This window comes from Pseudoalteromonas sp. MB47 (assembly GCF_011319765.1).
Taxonomy (GTDB): Bacteria; Pseudomonadota; Gammaproteobacteria; order Enterobacterales; family Alteromonadaceae; genus Pseudoalteromonas; species Pseudoalteromonas simplex.
The window spans coordinates 181,755-202,722 of record NZ_VFBD01000031.1; the positions used below are offsets into that span (position 1 = coordinate 181,755).

A 20,968-nucleotide genomic window follows, 5' to 3' on the forward strand; every position below is an offset into this window, starting at 1 on the left:
CATGTAGCGCTCAATTAGCAACCTTCCTACATGAATTAGTTAGACTATTTTTTGCCTAAAAATTTTATGACAACCTTGTCATAAAATTTCCCATAACTGAAAATTCTCGTCTATATTTAGTCATATAATAAGAATAACCTATAGCCTTGGCTATTAAGCGATTTACTATGAGTCTATCTTCATTTCAAAAAAGACTGTTACTACAAGATATTGAATTGCTAAAACCAGATTTCCATCAGTTTACAAGCGCATATCATCGCAGTCTTAATGCTCGTCAGTTAACCATGACAGTGCCTGAGCAAGACAGCATAACTAAGCGTAGCTATATTCTTTACTGTGCGCTCAACAAAGTAGTAAGTCACCTTGATGACTTACAGCAAGTCACGCCGTTTATTCATTATTTAGCGAATAACCTGAGCTTTTTAAACGTAGCGTCAAAAGATATTGATATTCTTTGTGAGGCTTTTATTGAGACTCGTCTACTCTTTATCAAGACCTACAATAGCCATCAGCAACAAGCTTGGGAGCTGGCTATTCGTATTTTTTCTAATATTGTGAAAAGTTACTTATTTTCACACTCTACCGTGGTTTCTATTAAAACAAGACGCTTGGTTTATAAAGCTCACAATTGACTCAGTTCATTTCGAAGTCTATCAATTTGCCTTTGCTCAACAGAGATAAGTGTATTGAAGCGGCTTGTCAACGCACTCATTTTATCAACTAAAGCTTGATCACTATTTGCGTCAGCTAAGTTATTTGGTCTATGACTAACTTGCTTTTCTAGTAGGCTAATCTGTTGGTTTAGTTGTTCGTTATAAGTATCGATCTTATTTTCATGCTCAGAGATTTGTTGCATGATTTGTTTGCTACGAATAAAGCTATCAACCTCATCGTTATTTGATAGTTCATTGAAACTATTGTTTATTCTGTTATTTTCGGCGATTAGTCTGTCAATACTACGCTGTTCATTGTCAATAAGAACAGCATAACGCTCAGATACAGCACTCATTTGCTTTGCAATAGCGGCTTGTTTTTTTGCACCAACTAAGTTTTGTAACTGCGCATCGGACTGATTATTTAATGCTGCAATTTCATTATTCATACGAAGCTTAAAGGTATCTATTTTATTATTATGCTCAGCTATTTCTGCTGCTATTTGTTTGGTCCTGATATAGCTATCAACTTGACCAGTCGTTTGAGAATATACTGACTCAGTACTTTCTCCTTGTACAGCATTGGATAGGAAAGGGTTTTGCTCTTTTATTGTTATTAATTTAGCATCTTCCCCACATGGCAACTGACTAAACTCAACCACACCATTTTTTTCGCACTGATACACTGATGCACTCGCCGCAGTGCTTATAAATAAACATGTAGCCCAAATAATATGAGTATTAATAGTGTTAGATTTCATTTTTTGCCTTCCATAGTTATACCTTATTTATACACTAACTTTATCGATCTATCTCCTAGTTTGTTTCGTAGTTAATTCAATTATGATCCACTAAGGTTTTTAGAAGTGCAATATGCCACCCTGAGATTTATCTTTGGCGATCAACTCAATGCAAGTCATAGCTGGTTTAAAAATAAATCACAACCAGACACGCTGTACGTGATTGCCGAATTGAAACAAGAAACAGACTATGTAAAGCATCATTTGCAAAAAGTGACCGCTTTTTTTGCTGCAATGGAAAACTTTGCTACAGCACTCAAAAATGCCAACTTGAACTGCCTGCATTTAACACTTGATAATACAGAAGATGATGCCACGCTACCTGAATTGCTCACCCGCTTAGCGAAGCAGTATCAATGCCAAAATATTGAGTATCAATATCCAGACGAATACCGCCTTAAAAAGCAACTTGCAGATTTTTCACAGCAGAGCGAATTTAATGTCAATGCAGTTGATTCGGAACACTTCTTGTTACCTTTTAACGATATTGACCAGCACTTTAAGCCAAATAAACCGGTAAAAATGGAGTTTTTTTATCGTGCTATGCGCAAACGTTTTAATATTTTAATGGACGATGATAACCAACCTCGTGGAGGCAAATGGAATTTTGATCAGCAAAATAGAAACAAGTTAAAACCAAGCGATCTTAAAGAAATTCCCGAACCTTTGTGCTTCGGTCACGATGTTAGCCACATCCTTAAACGGATAGAAAAGCACAAAATAAATACCTTTGGTGAGTGCAGCGATACCTTAATTTGGCCAACCACGCGCGCTGAAGCAAAGCAGTTACTTGATTTTTTTTGCGACCATTTACTGGTGCATTTTGGTCAGTTTCAAGATGCCATGACATGCCAGTCCCAGTACCAATGGTCTTTGTATCACAGCCGTTTATCGTTTGCTCTTAATACGAAAATGCTGCACCCGATGCAGGTCATCGAACAAGTGTTAACTAGCTTTGATAAGCAACCTATTGATATTGCTCAAGTTGAAGGTTTTATTCGGCAAATTCTCGGTTGGCGCGAGTATGTACGTGGTATTTATTGGCAAAATATGCCTGATTACGCCAGCAAAAATGCCTTAAATGCAAAGCGTGCCCTACCCGACTATTTTTGGCACGGCAAAACAAACATGAATTGTATGCACCATGCCATTACACAAAGCCTGCAAACGGCTTATGCACACCACATACAACGTTTGATGATCACGGGTAACTTTTGCTTATTAACCGCTATTAAGCCTAGTGAAGTAGATGAATGGTATTTAGGTATTTATATCGATGCCATAGAATGGGTAGAAATGCCCAACACTCGGGGAATGAGCCAATTTGCTGACGGGGGATTAATTGCCACTAAACCTTATGCTGCCAGTGGAAATTACATCAACAAAATGAGTGATTATTGCAAACACTGTAGCTACAACATTAAAGAAAAAACCACTGAGGATGCTTGCCCATTCAACAGCCTATATTGGCATTTTATGTTAGAACATGAACAGCAGCTATCACAAAACCCTCGTATCGGTATGATTTATAACAACTGGTATAAGCAAGATGAATCTGTTCAGCAAGCAACTCTTAAACGTGCTAATTGGTGCTTGGATAATTTAGAAAAACTGTAATGACAAAGTACCATATTGGGTAAACTTGTTAATTAAATGTTTAATTATTTTGTCACTCTAGTGTAATCACGCTCTTTTTTAATAGCGCTGCATATTAAATAACACTTTGAGGACACAATGAAAAAAACACTTATTAGCGCAGCGTTTTTAGTTGCATGCAGCAGTAACGTACATGCGTTTAGTCAAGAAACCCACAAACGTATCGTGATTGATGCCGTTAACTACATGCAACAACACCCAAGCACAACACAATACGCTGCGTTAGTCAGCTATGCTCAGCAAAATAATATGACTGTCGCTCAGCTTGGCGAGCTACTTGGGCAAGCAGCCTATGACGTCGATGATTTTGAGGACACGTTTTTTTGTGGTGCTATTACAGGTTCTTGCGTACAAGCACCAGTTTGGGGTGCTGCAGAAAGTATTGTGAAATACACCAGTTATTGGCACTTTCAAAATCACACCCAAGGTGCTGATCAACATGGCAACGACTTTGGCGGCTACAACTATCAAAAACTAACAGTATGGGGAGCTGTTGATAATCTTGCCGCAACGTGGCTCAAAGGTGATTACCTTGATGATGGTAAAGGTGGTGAAACAGGCTGGTTCAATGCTGACTCTTCAAAATATAATAGCTATGGCGTTACTGAAGCCCATTACCGTATAGATAGTCAATCAAGTTACAGCATGTATGATGACTTTGAGGAAATGCCATTCCAACCTATCGATAACTTAGGGCAATACTGGTATCAAAGTTACTTACAAAGCGGTAATCCACAGATTTTAGGTTTTGTATTTCACACCACCGATTTACTCCAACCTCATCATACTTGGACAACCTCCGATCTAAATCACTCAAGCTGGGAAAGCTGGGTGAATGACTACTACGACCAAGAAAACCTCAACGATCCAGCACTCGTTTCACAAGCCATGGCAACCTTTGCTGCATTAGATACACAATCAACTGATGTACGCCCTTTGTTAACCCAAGGCGGTGCATTTTCGTATGCACAAGGTGGGATCGTGTTAAATTCAAAAGATCATTACGACCGACTCGATACTGCAAAACAAGTGGTTCCCCATGCAATTGCAATGGTGGTTCACCTACTTAATCATGCCATGGTTGCTCGATAATGCGTGGGCTTTACATTTTGACAGCACTGCTAGGTTTGCTTTTTAGCAACCTAGCAGTTGCTGCGTTTAATCAATACACAGAATCTGAAATTGATCTCATGTGGCAGGTCTACAAAGAACAAAGCCCTGATATTAGCAAACAGCAAACACGTGAACGCCTTTACGAAAATCAATTTTTACTTAAGTACGCACAGAAAAACATGCCTGAGCTTGTAGAGCGCCAAGCGAGTGTTGGCTTTTCAACTCATTACCATGTAATGCGCTACTTAGATAATCTGTTTATTCATCAGTTAAATCTCACCGGTAAACCAGCTACAACTGGGCTTGAACCATTTGATAAACACTGGCTGAAAACCAACTTAGGGCTATATCCTCTGGATGGTCAGTACAGTGATGCCCAAATCAAACAGTTCAATGCTATTAAACTCGATTTGTTTGAAAACCCAATGACGCTGTACGAATTTATTGCACCTCTTTCTATGCAGACTCGCTTTCGTTTGCATCAAGGAGATAGCGAACTGTTCAAAACCGAAGTTTTAAAACATCGACAATTTCTTTTGCATTTAAAGCAAGCTGATGCGGTCATACAAACACAGCAAATTTCGCTACCCCATCTTTATTCTATAGCCAAGGGCGATATCCTAAGGCCTTCGATTCAAAGCTGGTTAGGGGTAAAAGGTATTATGCATGTAGAGAGCCCTGTGTTAACTCGCTTAGAGAACAAGGTTACTGACGCTGAAATCCAGCAATATTACCAACAACACAAAGAAAGATTTCATTATCTAAAATCGGTTAAGGCCCATGGCGGCGAATTTACCGATAGAGAAGCGGCTTTAGCATTTAAAAAGCAAGCTGAAACAAGCTCAATACAACACGCACTAAAGCAATTAAATCAGCCCGATATTTACGCTCAATATAATAACTACTTAACCCGAGAGCATAAACGAAATTGGGCAGTACAATTAGCATTCACACAAAAGCCTCAACAGTTAAGTGAGGTAATACGCTCACCGAATGGTTTTTGGGTGGTAGTAATGAGCTATGATCATGCGTTTGGCTACTTTGACGCAAATGACGAAACGGTCCGCTATCAAGCCAAAAAGGCCATCGCGGTTGAAAAAGCCATAATTAACTACCAACAGAGTTGGTTAGCGTGGCAAAAAGCGCATGGGATTAAGTTATGAAATGGCTAGCTTTAGCACTTTGTGTGCTTTTTAGTGCTGCGGTTATTATGCATTTGCAATCAAAACATATTGCTTTAGTGCCTGCTGAAAAAGCACTGCTGCCCGTTGAGGTTGAGAAAAAAGATGTTCGTAATCAACAAGCAATGACCAGTATGCACGTAAAGCCAACTTTAATTGCCAGTGAAACAATCGATGAGGCCGATACAAATGCGGCAATCACAACCCCCGATTACTTTCCACCCATTGCAAAGCAGCCCCAGCAGACGAAGCGGTTTACAGGTGATCTTAATGACCATAAAGCGTATCAGGCATACCATCAAACACAACAAACTGAATTAGAACTTCGCTTTATTGATGCCGCAGAAAGTAAAATTGCTACTCTCGAATCCCTTTTAGAACGTGGTAAGCAAGCGGGATTGTCAGAAGATAAGCTTAATGAAGCCGAAGATAAAATTGCGGCTTTAAAGACGCTGCAAGCGGAATTAGTTGCTAAACATAACGAAAAAAGCCGCCTCAAATGAGGCGGCAAAACTAACTAGGGGAAACAATGCTGTTGGAAATTACTTGTTTTCGAGTAATTTACCGTTACCGATTTCGATTTTACGTGGTTTCAGAGCTTCTGGAATTTCACGCTCTAAATCGATACTTAGTAAGCCGTTTTCAAGGTCTGCACCAAGTACTTTAACGTGGTCACCTAATTGGAACTTACGTTCAAAGTTACGCTCTGCAATGCCTTGATGGATAAACTTACGCTCAGCATTATCTTGTTTATCAGCTTTAGTACCGCTGACTTTCAATGTGTTGTTTTCTGACTCAATGGTCAATTCACTGTCACTAAAACCTGCTACAGCCATAGTGATACGATATTTGTCTTTATCGAGTGCTTCGATGTTGTACGGAGGAAAACTTGGCTGCTTGTCTGTGCGAGCTGCCGCATCCATTAATGATGCTAAATGATCGAAACCGATGAATGAACGATAAAGTGGTGATAAGTCTACTGTACGCATAATTATATCCTCATATTTAAGCGATATTTTGTTAGTACTCTTCTATTGAACCAGTGCTAACAACGTTAAATTAATACTATATATTTCAATTACTTTAGTTTGTTTGGGACCCATCAGGCGTCCTCACTAAACTATTTATGGGCGGGTAAAATCTTTTCAAGATTTTTAGCAAAAAAAATTGTAATTTTTTAAAATTAAATGAAAGTTAAGTGCTCTCAAACTGGTCTGAATAAGTTGATTTTAAAGGGCTAACAACGTACAAAATAACAATGAAAAAAAATCCAACTTTTTTAAAAAAATTTATCCGTGTGCTAAAAAATGTCGTGTTAATGGCAGTCGTTGTGTATGCCGTGACCGCATTTCAGCAACGTAATTTACTCTCAACTGATAAAACTCCTGCCCCCTATTTTAATTTAGCCACGCTAAAAGACCCAACAGAGCGGATGACCATTGCACAATTACAAGGAAAGCAAACAGTGGTGTATTTCTTTGCGCCTTGGTGCTCAATTTGTCGTTACAGTATGCCAAATTTAGAAAAGGCTCATCAGCAAGGTAAGTTAAATGCCATAGCAATTGCCCTCGATTACCAAAACATTGCTGAAGTTAAACAGTTTACTGATTCACTCGAATTAACAATGCCGGTGTTACTTGGCAGTAAAAGTACAGGTCAAGATTATAAAATCAGTGCCTACCCAACTTATTATGTTATTAATGAGCAGTTGGCAATTACTGCGCATTCTATGGGTTACTCAACAGAACTTGGCCTTAGGATGCGCACACTTGATTAGCTCAATCGCTTTTAGTGAGAAAAAACAGAATAGTGCAATCGATTTTATGCGCTGTTTTTATTCATTTAATCCGTTAAGATTATAACCAGATAAACCATCGAGGAGAGCGATATGTTAACTGTAATTTTTGGCCGCGAAGGCTGCCCATACTGTGTTCGTGCAAAAGACGTTGCTGAAAAACTAGCAAATGAGCGTGACGATTTTAAATACCGTTATATCGACATCATTAAAGAAGGCATCAGCAAAGCAGATTTAGAACAGTCTGCAGGCAAACCTTGCCCAACCGTACCACAGATTTTTATTGACCAAGCCCACATTGGTGGCTTTACTGAATTCGAAGCATACGCTAAAGAAAATTTAGGGTTATATCAATAAATTGTAAACGTGGTTGATTTTGGTAATTTTAAACTGATTAAATTATGACCAACATCAACCACATACAAATTAGTTGTAATTTATACAAGCAATTGCCTTGTATTTCCTATACAATGCGCGCCTCTTTAAATTCGTTGAGGCGTATTAATGTCAGAACCAGTCACGTTTGAATCTCTAAATCTTTCTCCTGCAATCCTTAAAGCAGTTGAAGAGTTGGGTTACAAGACTCCATCTGAAATCCAAGCTCAATGTATACCGTTATTGCTAGAAAGAAAGGACGTACTGGGACTAGCGCAAACGGGTACAGGTAAAACAGCAGCATTTGCACTGCCGTTACTAAATAATATTGACCCGTCTGTGAAGCAGCCACAGATCCTTGTTTTAACGCCTACGCGTGAACTTGCGATCCAAGTAGCTGAGGCATTCGAACAATATGCTAAGCATACTCGTGGTGTTGAAGTTTTAGCCCTTTATGGTGGCCAAAGCTATAGCATCCAACTAAGTGCACTTCGTCGTGGCGCGCAAATCATTGTTGCAACGCCAGGTCGCTTAATTGACCACATTAACCGTGGCACAATCAAGTTTGAGAGCTTACAAGCCCTTGTTCTTGATGAAGCAGACGAAATGTTACGCATGGGCTTCATTGATGATGTAGAAAGCATCATGGAGAAAACGCCACGTGAAAAGCAAACATGTCTTTTCTCTGCGACCATGCCTAAGCAAATTCAAAATATCAGCAGCAAGTACATGAATGAGCCTGAGCAAGTTCATATCTCTGCGCGTAACTCAACTGTATCAACGGTTGAGCAAGTATTTTGGAATGCACACGTACACAAAAACAAAGCTATCGTTCGCTTCTTAGAAGCAGAACAATACGATGGTGCAATTGTTTTCGTACGTACACGTAACGACACGGTACAGTTAGCTGAATTACTTGAGCGCGAAGGTTTCTCTGCGGCACCACTTAATGGTGACATGAACCAACAAGCACGTGAACGTACAGTAGATCGTTTGAAAAACGGCCTAGTTGATATCGTTATCGCAACAGACGTTGCTGCACGTGGTCTTGATGTAGACCGTTTAAGCTTAGTAATTAACTACGATATTCCACAAGATTCAGAAGCCTACGTTCACCGTATTGGCCGTACTGGTCGTGCGGGTCGTCAAGGTAAAGCGATTCTTTTCGTAAAACATAACGAGCGTTATTTACTTAAAAATATCATTCGTCATACGAAATCTGATATCGCACAAGTTGATTTACCAACAGCTAAAGTTGTTGAAGAAAAGCGCATTAAAGCGCTTCAAGACAAGCTTACAATTGCGCTTGAAAACAAAGACATCACTTTCTTTAATCAAGTTGCTGCTGATATGGCAGAAAAACTTGAATTAAGTGCTGAAGACTTAGCAGGTGCATTACTTTGTTTAGCGCAGCAACAATCACCAATCAAGGTTGAAGAAGTTAAAGTTCAACCGCGTGGCGAGCGCAACGAGCGTCGTCGCAATGACCGTGGTGATCGTGGCGACCGCCAAGGACGCGAGCGTAAACCTCGTGAGCCGCGTGAGCGCAACAGCCGTAACATGGGTCCTATGGATACTTACCGTATCGAAGTAGGTCGTGAGCACGGTGTACAAGTTAAAAATATCGTTGGTGCGATTGCTAACGAAGCTGATATCTCAAGCAAGTTCATTGGTGATATTCGCTTACATGACAATCACAGTACGGTACAGTTACCACAGAACATGCCAAAAGATGTGCTTGATCACTTCCAAAAGGTATTTATCTGTAAACGTCCGATGAATATGACGCTAACGCAAGACCAAGGTCCTGCGGCTCCTCGCTCTGAGCGCCCAAGTGGTGATCGTGGTGATAAGAAGCGTAACTTCAAAGACCGTGGTGAAAAACGTGGTGGCCCTCGTAAAGAGCGTCGTCCAGTGAGCTTCACTGCGAACTAATTGAAGCTTAAGCTTTAAGCAATAAAAAACCTTGTCATGAGAGTGACAAGGTTTTTTTGTGTCTGTAGTAAAGCTGTCAGCCGTCAGACTTCAGTTTTTAAAGCCTCACGCTGGATTGCTGAGGCTTTGTCATTATGAGCCAATGGCTGGGTATGCGTAGCTTGATTGAAGACCTAGTGGTATGCCTAAGCCCCAGTACGCGAGTAAGAAGATACTCCAACCGATTAAGAAGGCGATTGAGTACGGTAACATCATCGCGATTAAGGTGCCGATACCGGTGCCTTTAACATACTTTTGGCAGTACACAACAACCAGTGGGAAGTATGGCATTAGTGGCGTGATGATATTCGAGCTTGAGTCACCTACACGGTACGCAGCTTGTGTTAAATCAGGTGAAATACCCAGTTGCATCAGCATGGGTACAAAGATTGGCCCTAATAGCGCCCATTTTGCCGAGCTTGAGCCAACAAATAGGTTCACGAACGCCGTTAAGAAGATAATACCGACCACCGTGACTGAACTTGGCAGAGCCATTGCTTTTAATAATTGCGCCCCTTCAATTGCAAGTAATGCACCTAGGTTTGATTTACTAAATGCAGCAATAAATAACGCACAGAAGAACGCCATAACAATATAGTAAGCCATACCGCTCATCGCTTTGCTCATTGCATCGATCATATCTTTAGAGCTTTTGAAGGTACCCACGGCAAAACCGTAGACGGCACCAGGGATCCAAAACAGTAAGAAGATAAGTGGCACAATTGATTGCATTAACGGTGAACGGAAATTAGTTAATGAGCCATCACTGCTTCGCATTGCAGAGTCGGCTGGCGCTGAGACAAACCAAAGTAGAGCAAGGCCTGCAATCATCACTGTGCTTGCAATATAGAACGCACGTTTTTCATCACTGCGTGCTTCATCAAAGGCAGGTAAGTCTTCAGTATCTCCATCAAGTGGCGTATTTTGTAAACGTGGCTCGATGATTTTATCTGTGATATACCAGCCTAATAAGATAATAAACAGGCTCGAAGCTGAGGTGAAAAACCAGTTGTTGAGCGGGTTAATCGCCATATCTGGGTCAATAATTTGCGCGGCACTTTGGGTAAAGCTTTGCAGTAACGGGTCAATACCTGATGGAATAAAGTTTGCGCTAAAGCCACCACTTACCCCAGCAAAGGCAGCTGCAATACCAGCTAGCGGGTGACGCCCCATCGCATAGAAAATAACCCCAGCAAGTGGGATCACTAACACATAACCGGCATCAGTTGCGGTATGGCTGACAATCGCCACTAAAATAATAGACGGTGTTAAAAGCTGCTTAGGCGTTACTTTTAACATTAATTTAAGGCCGGTATTGATAAAGCCAGAATGCTCAGCAACACCAACACCTAACATAGCAACCAGCACCACACCAAGCGGCGCAAAGCCAGTGAAGGTTTTAACCATCGAAGAGAAGAAGGTGGCAAGGGAGTCCCCTGCTAATAGGTTATTTACAACGATGGCTTCGCCAGTACGCGGGTCGATTGCATCAAATGTAGTGCCCGAGAAAAGCCAAGATAAAAACCAAATAAGTAGCATGGCGACTAAGAATATAATCGCCGGATCAGGCAGCTTATTACCCACCCTTTCTATGGTATTTAGAAAACGTGCGATTGCACCACTTGGTGCCTGCACATCATTATTGTTATTCATTTTCAAATTCCCTGGAAAAATATCTCGTTAACCTTAACGTATCTAACTACTAAGGTAAATTTTAAGTTAATGAAATTACCTGATAAAGGTAAAGTGATAATGTAAAAAAAGCGACACAGGTCGCTTTACAGAGTTTTATTTAATTAGATTAAGCTGCAAGTGCTTTCACTTCATCCCATAGGCGCACAACAAGCTCTTTATCTTCTTCGTTTAGCTCACCGTTGCGGTAAGCTTTAACGAGGCTAGATTCAACTTGATTGTTTAACTCATCAATCGATAAGTTTAATTCTTCTACTTGTGCATAGCCTACTGCTAAGTCAAAGTGACCACGTAAATAGCCACCAGCAAATAGCTCGTCGTCAGTTGCTTTATCGACTAAATCATCAAAATATTGCTGCGCTGCATCAATATAACTTACTAAACTCATTGTTACTTCTCCTCTGGGTGCAGCCCATCTTGATGACCCACTGCATACATAATATGGTCATTGAAACCGGTGGTTACGCGAATATAACCACTTAATTCATCGTCTAACTCACTATCACCCGTATCGGCAATCAGTGGTCGGCCATTCAAGGCCTGTAATTTAGTTTTAGTGGCCACCACAATAATGTTGTCGCGGCCAATAGCACGAATAAGTGCAGGGCTTAATTGCTGATTACCTCGGCCAAAGATATGGCCTTGGCCACCAATTAAGGTGATCACCAATTTGGTTTCTTTACCTTCTGTGAGCTCAAGTAATTGCTGAGCAGTTAAATCCTGCGCAATAAGCTCTTGGTCTGCCACTAAGTCTACACCTAGCAAGGTATTTTCAAGACCCATTTCTTCCATAATTGCCGCGACTGTAGAACCACTGCCCATCACATATAAGCAGTCTTCATCCATTTCACTAACAACATAGGCAGCTATATCGGCAAGCACTAATTCATCGGTTTCTTTACCGCCATTTTTAACGGCCTGTACATAACGTACTTCACTAGGCACTTGCATTTCACCATAGCGCTTAGCTTTTACCGTGCCTTCGCGAAATGCTTCTTCGTCGATATCCATCACATCAGCATCACCAAGGCTTACAAGTTCACCTTTAACTAGCATCTCAACAACACGCCCTGCTGCTTTTGGGGTAATAGCATAAACCCCAGAATGAATTTTGCAGCCTGCAGGAATACCTAATACAGGAGTGCTATCGCCAACAGCATGGCAAATATTGCGGGCAGTACCATCGCCACCCGCAAATAAAATAAGGTCGACACCTTGCTCAACTAATAGCTTGGCAGCCTGCTCTGTGTCATCTGGGGTGGTGATATCGTTTGTGTGGTAAATAACGTGGCTTTGAAAGCCTAGTTGCTTTGCCGTTTGCTCGCCCATTTCACCGTTTACAGTGTAAATGATTAAGTCATCTTGATGGGCAAGCAGCACTTCAAGTGCCGCTCGGGTGCGTAGGTTTGCTTTTGGCTCAGCACCAAGTTGCATTGCTTTTGCTGCGGTATCTGCGCCATCACTGCCCTTTAGTGCGACACTGCCACCTAAGCCGGCAACCGGGTTTACAATTAAACCTAATTTAAACTGCATCAGATAAAGCTCCTGGGTTGCCATGAAAATCGCGCTGCCACGTAAACTGAGCAGCCGTTAGTGGCCATGGGGTTTTATAGAAATCACTCAATGCTTTAAGAAGTGCTGTTGTGCGCTGATTAAAGCCAGATGCTAAAAAGCTCAACACTTGCTGGTGAACTCGCGCTTGAAAATCGAATCGACAGGTTTGCTCACCATTTAAATTATCAACCGATACATTAAAATCAAAACCTGCTGCAGTACTGAGCGCCCACTCTATAGCTTGGGGCTTTACTTCAACTGCTTCAAATTCAGCTTGCTGCTGCTTATCACGACCATCTGGGCAATACCAATAGCCATAATCTTCTTTTAACCGACGCGCCTCACCAGCCACCAGCCAATGGGCTATTTCGTGCAAAGCACTGGCATAAAAACCGTGGGCAAACACAATTTGGTGATAAGGCGTTTGCTCATCAGCAGGTAGGTAAATAGGCTCATCATCACCCTTTATCAAACGCGTGTTATGGCTTTGATAAAAGGTGCTTTCAAAAATAGCGATTAAGTCAGCAATCTGATGCATACGGCTTGAATTCATCTCGTTAAAAGCGTCACTAAAAACGAGGCGAATTGTACGGACTTTTCACTCCAAAGTAAAAGCAACCGCCCTCAGTTACAGGTATTTTGCGATATCAACATCATCGATTTGCTCTGGGTTTAAATAGCGTTTTGCATACTTTAGGTAAATACCAGAAGTTAAAAACAATTTGAACACATCTTCATCAACATGCTGATCGGCTACCATCTTGGCTAAAATATCAATGGCAACACTCAGTGGCTTGGCTTTTTTATAAGGTCTATCGGCTGCGGTTAATGCCTCGAAGATATCAGCAAGTACTAACACACGTTCGGGTATTGATAACTGCTCAGCGGTTAATTTTCGCGGATAGCCTGTCCCTTTTAAAGTTTCGTGATGAGTAGAAGCATAGCGCGGAACTTTCGCTAATTCTTTCGGGAATGGCACACTACCTAGCATACGAATTGTGCTGATCACATGCTCATTGATCTTAAATCGGTCCTCCGCTGTTAACGTGCCTCGTGCCACAGATAAGTTATACACTTCACCAAGGTTATATTTATACTCAGGAATTGCCATGTTAATGCCTAAACTTTCTGGGTACTCAACGGCTTTTTCGTGTGGAATTAAATCACTTGGCTTATCGCTCAGGAGTGACTCTTCAACAGGTAAATGCTGATTTTTCAAATCAGCCATACGCATTTCTTCAAGGGGCGATAAACCTAAACTTGCGTCAAAATGACGCTGCCACTTGATGCTAGCAACCTCATGTAAACGAGACAACTGCGCTTCATCCATAAACTCACCACCAACATTACAAGCGGCAATGAAGCTAAAGTCTGCGTGTAACTTCTCTGTTTGTTGCTCAAGCTTTTGTTTAAGCACAGATTGCTGCTCTGGATGCGCTAATAGTTGCTCATAGTAGGTAATTTTTGCATCACGTAGTAGCACTTCAAATCGGGTGCGTACCTCATGAATACGGTTATAAATGGTTTCGAGCTTAGTGCCTTTATCAACAATATGCTCTGGTGTAGTGATTTTACCGCAGTCATGTAGCCACGCCGCTAAGCGAAACTCTCGTCGCTCATCCGGGGTTTTAAAACTGAACTCAGAAAACGCCTCATCTGTTGAACCTGATGCTGCATCAGCAAGCCAAATACCCAACTCAGGCACACGCTCACAATGCCCTGCCGTATATGGCGATTTATCATCAATGGCTTGCGCTATAAGCTCTACAAACGACTCCATCAACGCTTTTTGTGAGTTTTCATGTTGCTCAATCGAGCGACTCATATCAACCATCGAACTAGCTAAATAATGAATTTCTAAAATATGACTCGAAAGCGTTGAAACCTCATTGTAGTCACGCTGTTGAATTTTTTTATTCTCACCCACTAATTTAAGTATTGGGTTAACGATTGAAGAGGCAAAAAACCAAGAGACAGGCAGCAGCAAAAGCAAACATAACCCTGTAACTAATATTGAGATCTGAATCTTTTCTTTAATAATTGCTAGTACATCGTTTTTAGCCACAAGAACCGCAAAATAATCAATTTCATCAGATTGCATTTCACTACTGAGTGGCAGCTGCAATACAAACATATATTTCTCAACACCATCCTCATTCACACTTAGCATTTTGCCAAATTGATGTTGTCCATTAGCGAGTCCTATGGTTTGCTCATTTGTTTTGATTATCTTGGATAAGTCATCAAACGAGTGATGATGACCTTGTGTTTTACTTTTAGCGATTATTTCACCATCTCCACGATAAACGTACATTTCGGAAGAAACTAGAAACTGCATTTTTTGCTGTTGTTTAATTAAAAATGCACTCAAGCTAGAACTTGCAACATCAATAGCAAGCACTCCTCCCGTTTGTTCAGATTTTATTGTGTACGTATAACCAGGTATCTTTAGTAGATTAAAAATATACTGTCGAGTTTTGGTAACTGTGCCAACTTTTGCATCGTTAAACCATAACCGCTTTCGAGGGTCGTAATCTGGAGTTTGTTTGTATTTCCTATTTAATGATAGGTTTTCATCTAAATAATATGTAGTTTGATGACGAGACTCACCCTGCCCTAACACCTTAAAAATAAGCCATCTATCTTCAGCTCTAAGATCGTTAGGTTTAGGTAATTGAGCATGACCACGTAAATTCACAACTTCGATGAAGTCACCATTAGCATACCCTAACAATAATGAATGAAAGTCTGGGTGTTTGTTTAATACTTCTATTAGAATATTTCGCAAAGAATTATTTTCATCAAAGTTCCCTGAAAACAGTCTGTTATCGTGGATCATAACACTTAATGTATTATCTACCCGCTGATTAATTCGAGTGATGTGGTCAGCTATTTGTTGGCTGGTTGATTTGAATTGTTCGGTTTTGGTTTGAAGGACTAATTTTTCACTGAAATAATAGTGCAGACTGATCGCCACGATTCCAGTTAGCAAGCTCGCTAGTGCAAATATTAATAACACACTTACGCGTATTGAAATTTTAAATCTTCTTTCATTCTGTGAAAACAATGTGCGACTCCCTGCTAGCTCTAAATAATTATCCAGATATAAATAAATCTAATACATTTTGCTAAACTTACACATAAACCAAATAATCTAGACTCGTTAAATTTTTACTACTAACTGATTTCTACCACTACCTTTTGCTTCGTAGAGTGCAGCATCAGCTCTAGCTATCACTGATTTTTGCTGCTCCTCTCGCATTACTGTTAAACCAAAGCTAGCTCTAATTAATAATGAAAGCTCTCCAACTTCAAATGGTTCAGTATTAAGCTTGGTGATCATATTTTCGATTATTTTTGCAGCATCAGACACCGAGCAAAGCGGTAAAACAATAACAAATTCTTCACCACCAAAACGATAAACATCATCGGAAGTGCGTAATGACTGAGTTAAGAAAGTAGAAAAAAGCTCAAGTATGCCATCGCCAACTTCATGACCATGGTTATCATTGACCTGTTTAAAATAATCTATATCAGCCAAAATAACGCACACTTGCTTCATTTTTTGCTGCTGTTGCTTAGTTATCCGTTGATAGTCTTCATAACTATTATCAAAGGCTCTTCTATTCGGTAATTGAGTCAGTGCATCTTTAAATGCTTGGCTCTGCATTTCTTGCGCTAATTGACCTAGTTGCGTATTTCGAACAAAAAGTTCGCGGCGCATTAGGTGCTGATGGGCTGACATAATCATACCCGTTAAGTTCGCTGCAACATGTGCCAAAATAACCATATACGAGGTATGGCTATTAATTTCTTTTGTAAAAAAGATCACAGATAAAGCTATTAAGCTGTAAGCCCACCCGAAAAATGCCGACAATTTGAAAGGCAGTAACGCCGAAAAGTAAAACGTAATAAGAATAATGACGTCAAAAAACAGATGTAAAACATAGGCGCGGTCAAAAGTATAAGCCATTGATTGCATGCTGATTGATAAAAAAACCATAAACAAAGAAATTGCAAGCTTAAACTGCCTTAGAGTTTGAATGTAAGCAAGAACAACAGCACTAAAGATACAAACTGAGACAATAATGCTACGACCAGTCAAAGCAATATTTGGCCAAAAAAATGATTGGATGATCATTTTATCAAAAAAGGTTATAAAAATAGTGAGAAGCGCGATGGTGCAACACAAGAATTGGGCAATTTTTTTATCCTGTTTAAATTTGCTTTGTAAAAATATTTGCTCGACCTGCAATGAATTAAACTGGCAAGCAAAGCGCTTTATTGTCAGATCTTTGTTTAATAACTTTGCAGCAAATGCGCCCATAAATACGTGCCTAATGAAATGAGTAACAGAGGAATGTTCAAATAAAGAGCTATTCCCCTATTATAGAATGATAGTTCATTAATTAAACTAGTCATTTTGTATAGAAATACCTCAAATTAGCCATTAAAAAGCAGGGATTGGTTACAAAGTATTAATAAAATACTCTTTATTTTTTTACCAAGCATTCTCGCCGGCCTCATCAGACTTGACTATATCGGTTTCTTTTAACGCTTCTCGAATCCAGGTTTGCATGACTGGACACGCAAATACATGCTGACAATAAGCTTGTGCAGCACGCGAAAGCGTAACCTGATACGTTTTAAAGCGCAGTACCACAGGTGCAAACATCGCATCAACAATAGAGAACTCACCAAATAACCACGCATTAGGATACCTTTGCTGCTGAGTAGAAAATATCTCATCGATACGGGCAATATCTTTTTTAGCTTGTTCTGATAATTCAACATGCCTTTTAGCGCGAATATTCATTGGCATTTCATTACGAAGTGCAGCAAAACCAGAGTGCATCTCGGCAGCTAAACTGCGTGCTTTTGCTCTTTGGGCTATTTCACTAGGCCAAGCAGCACCATTTAGATAAGCATCATTGATGTATTCACAAATAGCGAGTGAATCCCACACGATTAACTCAGCATCAATAAGGGCCGGCACTTTTTGCACGGGAAACTTACTTTTTAATGCTTCATAAAACTCAGGCGTATCTAAAACTAATTGTTGTTCTGTAAAAGAGATATTGAATTTACTTAGTAAATACCACGCCCGCAATGACCAAGTTGAGTAGTTTTTATTGCCAATAAATAATTGCATTGTGCTTCCTTTAACGTTTAGATTAGACCCACTATAAAACAGCAATTGGGTAATTACTCGCCAATTGTTTTTATGTTAACTATAAGAAATGCTGATACATTATGGATATTGATGCCCTCAGGACTTTTTGCGCCTTTGTTGATACAGGTAGTTTCACCCGCGCTGCAGCACAAATTTGCAGAACCCAATCTGCAGTAAGTATGCAAATGAAAAAGCTGGAACAAGACCTCGCAAGTCCGCTATTTGAAAAGCAAGGCCGTCAACTGGTGCTAACCCATCAAGGCCACCAGCTAGCAAGTTATGCAAAGCAATTGATAGCGCTTCATGATGAAGCCTTTAAGCAATTAAAAGCAGGCACTGGCAATTTACGTGTGCGCATTGGTTGTCCTGACGACTATGCCCACTCTTTACTACCAGAGCTTGTTGATGCCTTACACCAACAGTTTAATGCATTGGATTTACAAATAAGCTGCGCCCCAAGCACTGAGCTTAGAGCCAAACTAGACCAAGGTATGCTCGATTTGGTGATTGCCACTCGCTCGCCAGACAGCGAAGAAGGCTACTTATTGCAATCAAGCCAAGGTGTCTGGGTGAAAAGCCCTGCTTTTGAGATTAACGATTCAACCCCACTTCCAATCGCCTTGTTTCAACGAGACTGTAAGTTTCACCAAGCCAGTATTGAGGGTCTATTAAAAACCGAGCGTCGTTTTAATATTATTGCCTGTTGTGGCTCAGCGGGAGCGTTACATGGCTTGATTGAACAGGGACTAGCAATCGGCAGTATGGCACGAATAAGCATGCAATCAGGTGTGGAAGAGCTGAGCGACAACTCCCTTCCGACACTGCCTGTTATTGATATCGTCCTACTTTACGGTAATCATGCCCACAACCCTCTCAGTCATGAACAGCTTAAGCAGCTTGTAGATTTGATTAAGACATAAAAACATATCAAGCTATAGAAGTTTTACTAACTTACGAGTTCTATTAGGCTCAGTAAGGTATAAAAACTCTGTTAAATCATGGGCACTATTGATCAGCATATGTTGCTTAGGTTGAGTTAATTGCCAACTTTCTGTTGCAGAGGTTGCCAAATCAATACGCTGGAAATTAATAGTATCAGCATGCTCCATTGTGACCGCTAATTGCTGATTACTTACAGATATACCAATAATATCATTGTTAGCTGCCTGCCAAACAGTCTCAATATCTCCTCGGCTATTAACTCGAAACACTTCGTTGCTATTTGAAAAATAGATTTGGTCTTGCTCATCTAAATCCATGCCATAGCAGCTTAAACGTTTCCCTGAGCCTGTAAATGGTGTCAAAGTTAGGCTTGTTAAATCGAATTTTGCAGGGTGAAATGTCTGTCCATCCTCTGCTCGATATGAAACTAAAATCGCGTCTTCATTGTGATACATTTCTCTCAAATAGAAAGAATGATTGCCGTGAGGAATTGTTTCATAAGTACCACTGCTTAAATCAATTTTGAACAATGTATCTTTACTTGCGGTGTAAACCTGCCGTGCGTCCAGGCTCCAAACAATGCCAAATAACTCATGATTATCAGGGTTAGCAAAAATGCGCGTTTGCTTGCCATTATCGTATAAAAACAATTGTTTTAATCCAAAACGATGAGACTCAAAAACAAATTTCGTTGAGTCTGGCGAAAATACAGGTAAAAAGTCGATTGATGAGGTATCAACGAGTTTGGTTAGAGTGTCAGGGTTAGCACGTGTTTGGCTAACAATATCTACATCAACATTCACTAGCTCCATCAAAATAGCTTCAGAGTCTGGCGTGTACTGGGCATCACGAATTATTTGATAATTATTAAATGAAATTAACTGAAGCTCACCATCAAGCTCTAGATTAACAAGCTGATTTCGTTGGCTAATCAATAGCGCTTGATTGTTCGGGTGCCAACTTAACCCTTGAATACCGTTTTCTATGATGGCAATAGTTTGTATTTTTTTACTGGCAAGGTCGAGTACATCAATACGGTATTTGTTTTGCCCCGCTTCAATACCCATTGCGACTTTACGGCCATCTTTCGATAACGCATTAACGAGTAACCAATCTTGCTGTGTAGCGACTAATAAGTGTGTCTTTTGTTTAGATTCTAAGTTAAGTGAAACGAGTCGAGTATCGTTGTTTAGTTTATCTTTTTCTATGTAATAGAGCAGCTTATCAGCATGCCAATCGATGTGGTGACTGGTTACAACGGTGTCATTAAGAACACTCACCGTCGCTTGTTCTAATGGCTGAAAATTTGATAAATCAATGCTTATCGTGTTTAGATATTGTTTCTGCTCTGTGCTTTTCGCAAACGCAATCGCATTATCTGAGGTCGACCACCCCAAAGCATAATAGCTTGCTGCGTCCTTAGTCAGCCTCACTTCTCGCTCTGTCGCAAGCTCTTTAATCCAAATCTGCTGACTTCCTTTCTTACCTCTAACAAAAGCGAGGTACTTACCACTATGTGAAAGTGACAAATTTGCTTCATTTAGTTCACTCGAAGTGAGTGGCATCAACTGAGTAAAGTGAGCATTATCTTGTTGCTTAGGCACTAGTTGCCACGCAATAGCGATAAGGCTTGCTAGTAAAACAAACAGCAACCTAAGATGTTGCGCTTTTAGTTTTTTGCTTTGCCCCTGTGTTGCTTTTTCAAGGCTATAACCACGCTTAGGGTGTGTGATTATAAACTGTGGATTTTTAGCATCTTCTTGGAGTGCTTTTCGTAGCAATGCGATACAGCGCTGAACCGAACTTGGGTTGTAGGTAGCATTAGGCCACACTTTTGCAAAGATTACTTCTTGGCTTACAACTTCACCTTTATTTAAATAAAGAGTATGTAATACATCCATGACCTTTGGCTCGACTATTTGCTCATAATCTTGCGATGAAATTAAACATCGACTCTCATCAATTGCAAATTTACCGATTCGATAACGCGCCACTTACTTCTCCAATAAATATTTACGAATCAAAGATTAAGGTTTTCTTAAGAGAAACTCAAGGGTTAC

Annotated in this window: 19 protein-coding genes; 9 read left to right on the forward strand and 10 right to left on the reverse strand. The window is 40.3% G+C overall.

The window, feature by feature from the left end; all coding sequences use genetic code 11:
* Positions 1-167 precede the first annotated feature (167 nt).
* The gene (locus IMPJCBKJ_RS19065; protein ID WP_166341606.1) at positions 168-632 is read left to right on the forward strand and encodes a globin; all 465 of its coding nucleotides are present in this window, start codon (positions 168-170) and stop codon (positions 630-632) included.
* Here IMPJCBKJ_RS19065 and IMPJCBKJ_RS19070 read toward each other — a convergent pair.
* The gene (locus IMPJCBKJ_RS19070; protein WP_166341608.1) at positions 623-1,414 is read right to left on the reverse strand and encodes a DUF4124 domain-containing protein; all 792 of its coding nucleotides are present in this window, start codon (positions 1,412-1,414) and stop codon (positions 623-625) included. The two genes, IMPJCBKJ_RS19065 and IMPJCBKJ_RS19070, sit on opposite strands and share 10 nt — an antisense overlap.
* A gap of 105 nt (positions 1,415-1,519) precedes the next feature.
* On the opposite strand from IMPJCBKJ_RS19070, the gene IMPJCBKJ_RS19075 reads away from it, so the two are divergent.
* The 4 genes from IMPJCBKJ_RS19075 (at position 1,520) to IMPJCBKJ_RS19090 (ending at position 5,906) form a co-directional block, all read left to right on the forward strand.
* Positions 1,520-3,070 carry a cryptochrome/photolyase family protein gene (locus IMPJCBKJ_RS19075; RefSeq protein ID WP_138598990.1) on the forward strand — a complete coding sequence of 517 codons (1,551 nt, stop codon included), beginning with the start codon at positions 1,520-1,522 and terminating at the stop codon, positions 3,068-3,070.
* 117 nt (positions 3,071-3,187) lie between these two features.
* Positions 3,188-4,201, forward strand: coding sequence for a hypothetical protein (locus IMPJCBKJ_RS19080; RefSeq protein WP_054553181.1), 1,014 nt, complete (start codon positions 3,188-3,190; stop codon positions 4,199-4,201).
* Entirely contained in the window at positions 4,201-5,385 is a 1,185-nt protein-coding gene (locus IMPJCBKJ_RS19085) for a peptidylprolyl isomerase (RefSeq protein WP_240921062.1), read from the forward strand. Before IMPJCBKJ_RS19080 ends, IMPJCBKJ_RS19085 begins: the two co-directional genes overlap by 1 nt.
* Positions 5,382-5,906, forward strand: coding sequence for a hypothetical protein (locus IMPJCBKJ_RS19090; RefSeq protein ID WP_166341610.1), 525 nt, complete (start codon positions 5,382-5,384; stop codon positions 5,904-5,906). Before IMPJCBKJ_RS19085 ends, IMPJCBKJ_RS19090 begins: the two co-directional genes overlap by 4 nt.
* A 39-nt stretch (positions 5,907-5,945) precedes the next feature.
* Here the strand turns inward: IMPJCBKJ_RS19090 and IMPJCBKJ_RS19095 are convergent, their stop codons facing one another.
* Entirely contained in the window at positions 5,946-6,392 is a 447-nt protein-coding gene (locus IMPJCBKJ_RS19095) for an Hsp20 family protein (RefSeq protein ID WP_054562102.1), read from the reverse strand.
* A 329-nt stretch (positions 6,393-6,721) separates the two neighbouring features.
* Here IMPJCBKJ_RS19095 and IMPJCBKJ_RS19100 point away from each other — a divergent pair, with 329 nt between their 5' ends.
* The 3 genes from IMPJCBKJ_RS19100 to IMPJCBKJ_RS19110 all read left to right on the forward strand — a co-directional run bounded on the left by IMPJCBKJ_RS19100 (position 6,722) and on the right by IMPJCBKJ_RS19110 (position 9,508).
* On the forward strand, positions 6,722-7,180 hold the full coding sequence (locus IMPJCBKJ_RS19100; RefSeq protein WP_240921063.1) for a TlpA disulfide reductase family protein: 459 nt from the start codon (positions 6,722-6,724) through the stop codon (positions 7,178-7,180).
* A 111-nt stretch (positions 7,181-7,291) separates the two neighbouring features.
* Positions 7,292-7,555, forward strand: coding sequence for a GrxA family glutaredoxin (locus IMPJCBKJ_RS19105; RefSeq protein WP_054553185.1), 264 nt, complete (start codon positions 7,292-7,294; stop codon positions 7,553-7,555).
* A gap of 147 nt (positions 7,556-7,702) precedes the next feature.
* Positions 7,703-9,508, forward strand: a complete 1,806-nt coding sequence (locus IMPJCBKJ_RS19110) for a DEAD/DEAH box helicase (RefSeq protein WP_138619858.1) — start codon at positions 7,703-7,705, stop codon at positions 9,506-9,508.
* A gap of 132 nt (positions 9,509-9,640) precedes the next feature.
* On the opposite strand, the gene IMPJCBKJ_RS19115 is transcribed toward IMPJCBKJ_RS19110, so the two are convergent.
* The 7 genes from IMPJCBKJ_RS19115 to IMPJCBKJ_RS19145 all read right to left on the reverse strand — a co-directional run bounded on the left by IMPJCBKJ_RS19115 (position 9,641) and on the right by IMPJCBKJ_RS19145 (position 17,945).
* Entirely contained in the window at positions 9,641-11,200 is a 1,560-nt protein-coding gene (locus tag IMPJCBKJ_RS19115) for an AbgT family transporter (protein WP_166341614.1), read from the reverse strand.
* A 148-nt stretch (positions 11,201-11,348) separates the two neighbouring features.
* Entirely contained in the window at positions 11,349-11,627 is a 279-nt protein-coding gene (locus IMPJCBKJ_RS19120; RefSeq protein ID WP_054553188.1) for a YfcL family protein, read from the reverse strand.
* Between the two features lie 2 nt (positions 11,628-11,629).
* Entirely contained in the window at positions 11,630-12,772 is a 1,143-nt protein-coding gene (locus IMPJCBKJ_RS19125; protein ID WP_166341616.1) for an ATP-NAD kinase family protein, read from the reverse strand.
* On the reverse strand, positions 12,762-13,331 hold the full coding sequence (locus IMPJCBKJ_RS19130) for an elongation factor P hydroxylase (RefSeq protein ID WP_166341618.1): 570 nt from the start codon (positions 13,329-13,331) through the stop codon (positions 12,762-12,764). Before IMPJCBKJ_RS19130 ends, IMPJCBKJ_RS19125 begins: the two co-directional genes overlap by 11 nt.
* Positions 13,332-13,421: 90 nt before the next feature.
* Positions 13,422-15,770: an HD domain-containing phosphohydrolase gene (locus tag IMPJCBKJ_RS19135; protein WP_346774174.1), complete on the reverse strand. Its 2,349-nt coding sequence runs from the start codon at positions 15,768-15,770 to the stop codon at positions 13,422-13,424.
* A gap of 186 nt (positions 15,771-15,956) precedes the next feature.
* Positions 15,957-17,120 (reverse strand): GGDEF domain-containing protein, encoded by a 1,164-nt coding sequence (locus tag IMPJCBKJ_RS19140; protein ID WP_138598997.1) that lies wholly within the window; start codon positions 17,118-17,120, stop codon positions 15,957-15,959.
* Between the two features lie 174 nt (positions 17,121-17,294).
* The gene (locus IMPJCBKJ_RS19145; RefSeq protein ID WP_166341622.1) at positions 17,295-17,945 is read right to left on the reverse strand and encodes a glutathione S-transferase family protein; all 651 of its coding nucleotides are present in this window, start codon (positions 17,943-17,945) and stop codon (positions 17,295-17,297) included.
* Positions 17,946-18,046: 101 nt separating this feature from the next.
* Here IMPJCBKJ_RS19145 and IMPJCBKJ_RS19150 point away from each other — a divergent pair, with 101 nt between their 5' ends.
* On the forward strand, positions 18,047-18,886 hold the full coding sequence (locus IMPJCBKJ_RS19150) for a LysR family transcriptional regulator (protein ID WP_166341624.1): 840 nt from the start codon (positions 18,047-18,049) through the stop codon (positions 18,884-18,886).
* 12 nt (positions 18,887-18,898) lie between these two features.
* Here IMPJCBKJ_RS19150 and IMPJCBKJ_RS19155 read toward each other — a convergent pair whose 3' ends face one another.
* On the reverse strand, positions 18,899-20,902 hold the full coding sequence (locus IMPJCBKJ_RS19155) for a winged helix-turn-helix domain-containing protein (protein WP_166341626.1): 2,004 nt from the start codon (positions 20,900-20,902) through the stop codon (positions 18,899-18,901).
* Between the last annotated feature and the right edge of the window lie 66 nt (positions 20,903-20,968).

Excerpts from the sequence above, each read along its gene's own strand:
- IMPJCBKJ_RS19070 (WP_166341608.1), bottom strand. The coding sequence starts at position 1,414 with ATGAAATCTAACACTATTAATACTCATATTATTTGGGCTACATGTTTA.
- IMPJCBKJ_RS19150 (WP_166341624.1), top strand. The coding sequence starts at position 18,047 with ATGGATATTGATGCCCTCAGGACTTTTTGCGCCTTTGTTGATACAGGT.
- IMPJCBKJ_RS19125 (WP_166341616.1), bottom strand. The coding sequence starts at position 12,772 with ATGCAGTTTAAATTAGGTTTAATTGTAAACCCGGTTGCCGGCTTAGGT.
- IMPJCBKJ_RS19105 (WP_054553185.1), top strand. The coding sequence starts at position 7,292 with ATGTTAACTGTAATTTTTGGCCGCGAAGGCTGCCCATACTGTGTTCGT.
- IMPJCBKJ_RS19090 (WP_166341610.1), top strand. The coding sequence starts at position 5,382 with ATGAAATGGCTAGCTTTAGCACTTTGTGTGCTTTTTAGTGCTGCGGTT.
- IMPJCBKJ_RS19115 (WP_166341614.1), bottom strand. The coding sequence starts at position 11,200 with ATGAATAACAATAATGATGTGCAGGCACCAAGTGGTGCAATCGCACGT.
- IMPJCBKJ_RS19145 (WP_166341622.1), bottom strand. The coding sequence starts at position 17,945 with ATGCAATTATTTATTGGCAATAAAAACTACTCAACTTGGTCATTGCGG.
- IMPJCBKJ_RS19095 (WP_054562102.1), bottom strand. The coding sequence starts at position 6,392 with ATGCGTACAGTAGACTTATCACCACTTTATCGTTCATTCATCGGTTTC.
- IMPJCBKJ_RS19080 (WP_054553181.1), top strand. The coding sequence starts at position 3,188 with ATGAAAAAAACACTTATTAGCGCAGCGTTTTTAGTTGCATGCAGCAGT.
- IMPJCBKJ_RS19085 (WP_240921062.1), top strand. The coding sequence starts at position 4,201 with ATGCGTGGGCTTTACATTTTGACAGCACTGCTAGGTTTGCTTTTTAGC.
- IMPJCBKJ_RS19130 (WP_166341618.1), bottom strand. The coding sequence starts at position 13,331 with ATGCATCAGATTGCTGACTTAATCGCTATTTTTGAAAGCACCTTTTAT.
- IMPJCBKJ_RS19100 (WP_240921063.1), top strand. The coding sequence starts at position 6,722 with ATGGCAGTCGTTGTGTATGCCGTGACCGCATTTCAGCAACGTAATTTA.
- IMPJCBKJ_RS19120 (WP_054553188.1), bottom strand. The coding sequence starts at position 11,627 with ATGAGTTTAGTAAGTTATATTGATGCAGCGCAGCAATATTTTGATGAT.
- IMPJCBKJ_RS19140 (WP_138598997.1), bottom strand. The coding sequence starts at position 17,120 with ATGGGCGCATTTGCTGCAAAGTTATTAAACAAAGATCTGACAATAAAG.
- IMPJCBKJ_RS19065 (WP_166341606.1), top strand. The coding sequence starts at position 168 with ATGAGTCTATCTTCATTTCAAAAAAGACTGTTACTACAAGATATTGAA.
- IMPJCBKJ_RS19110 (WP_138619858.1), top strand. The coding sequence starts at position 7,703 with ATGTCAGAACCAGTCACGTTTGAATCTCTAAATCTTTCTCCTGCAATC.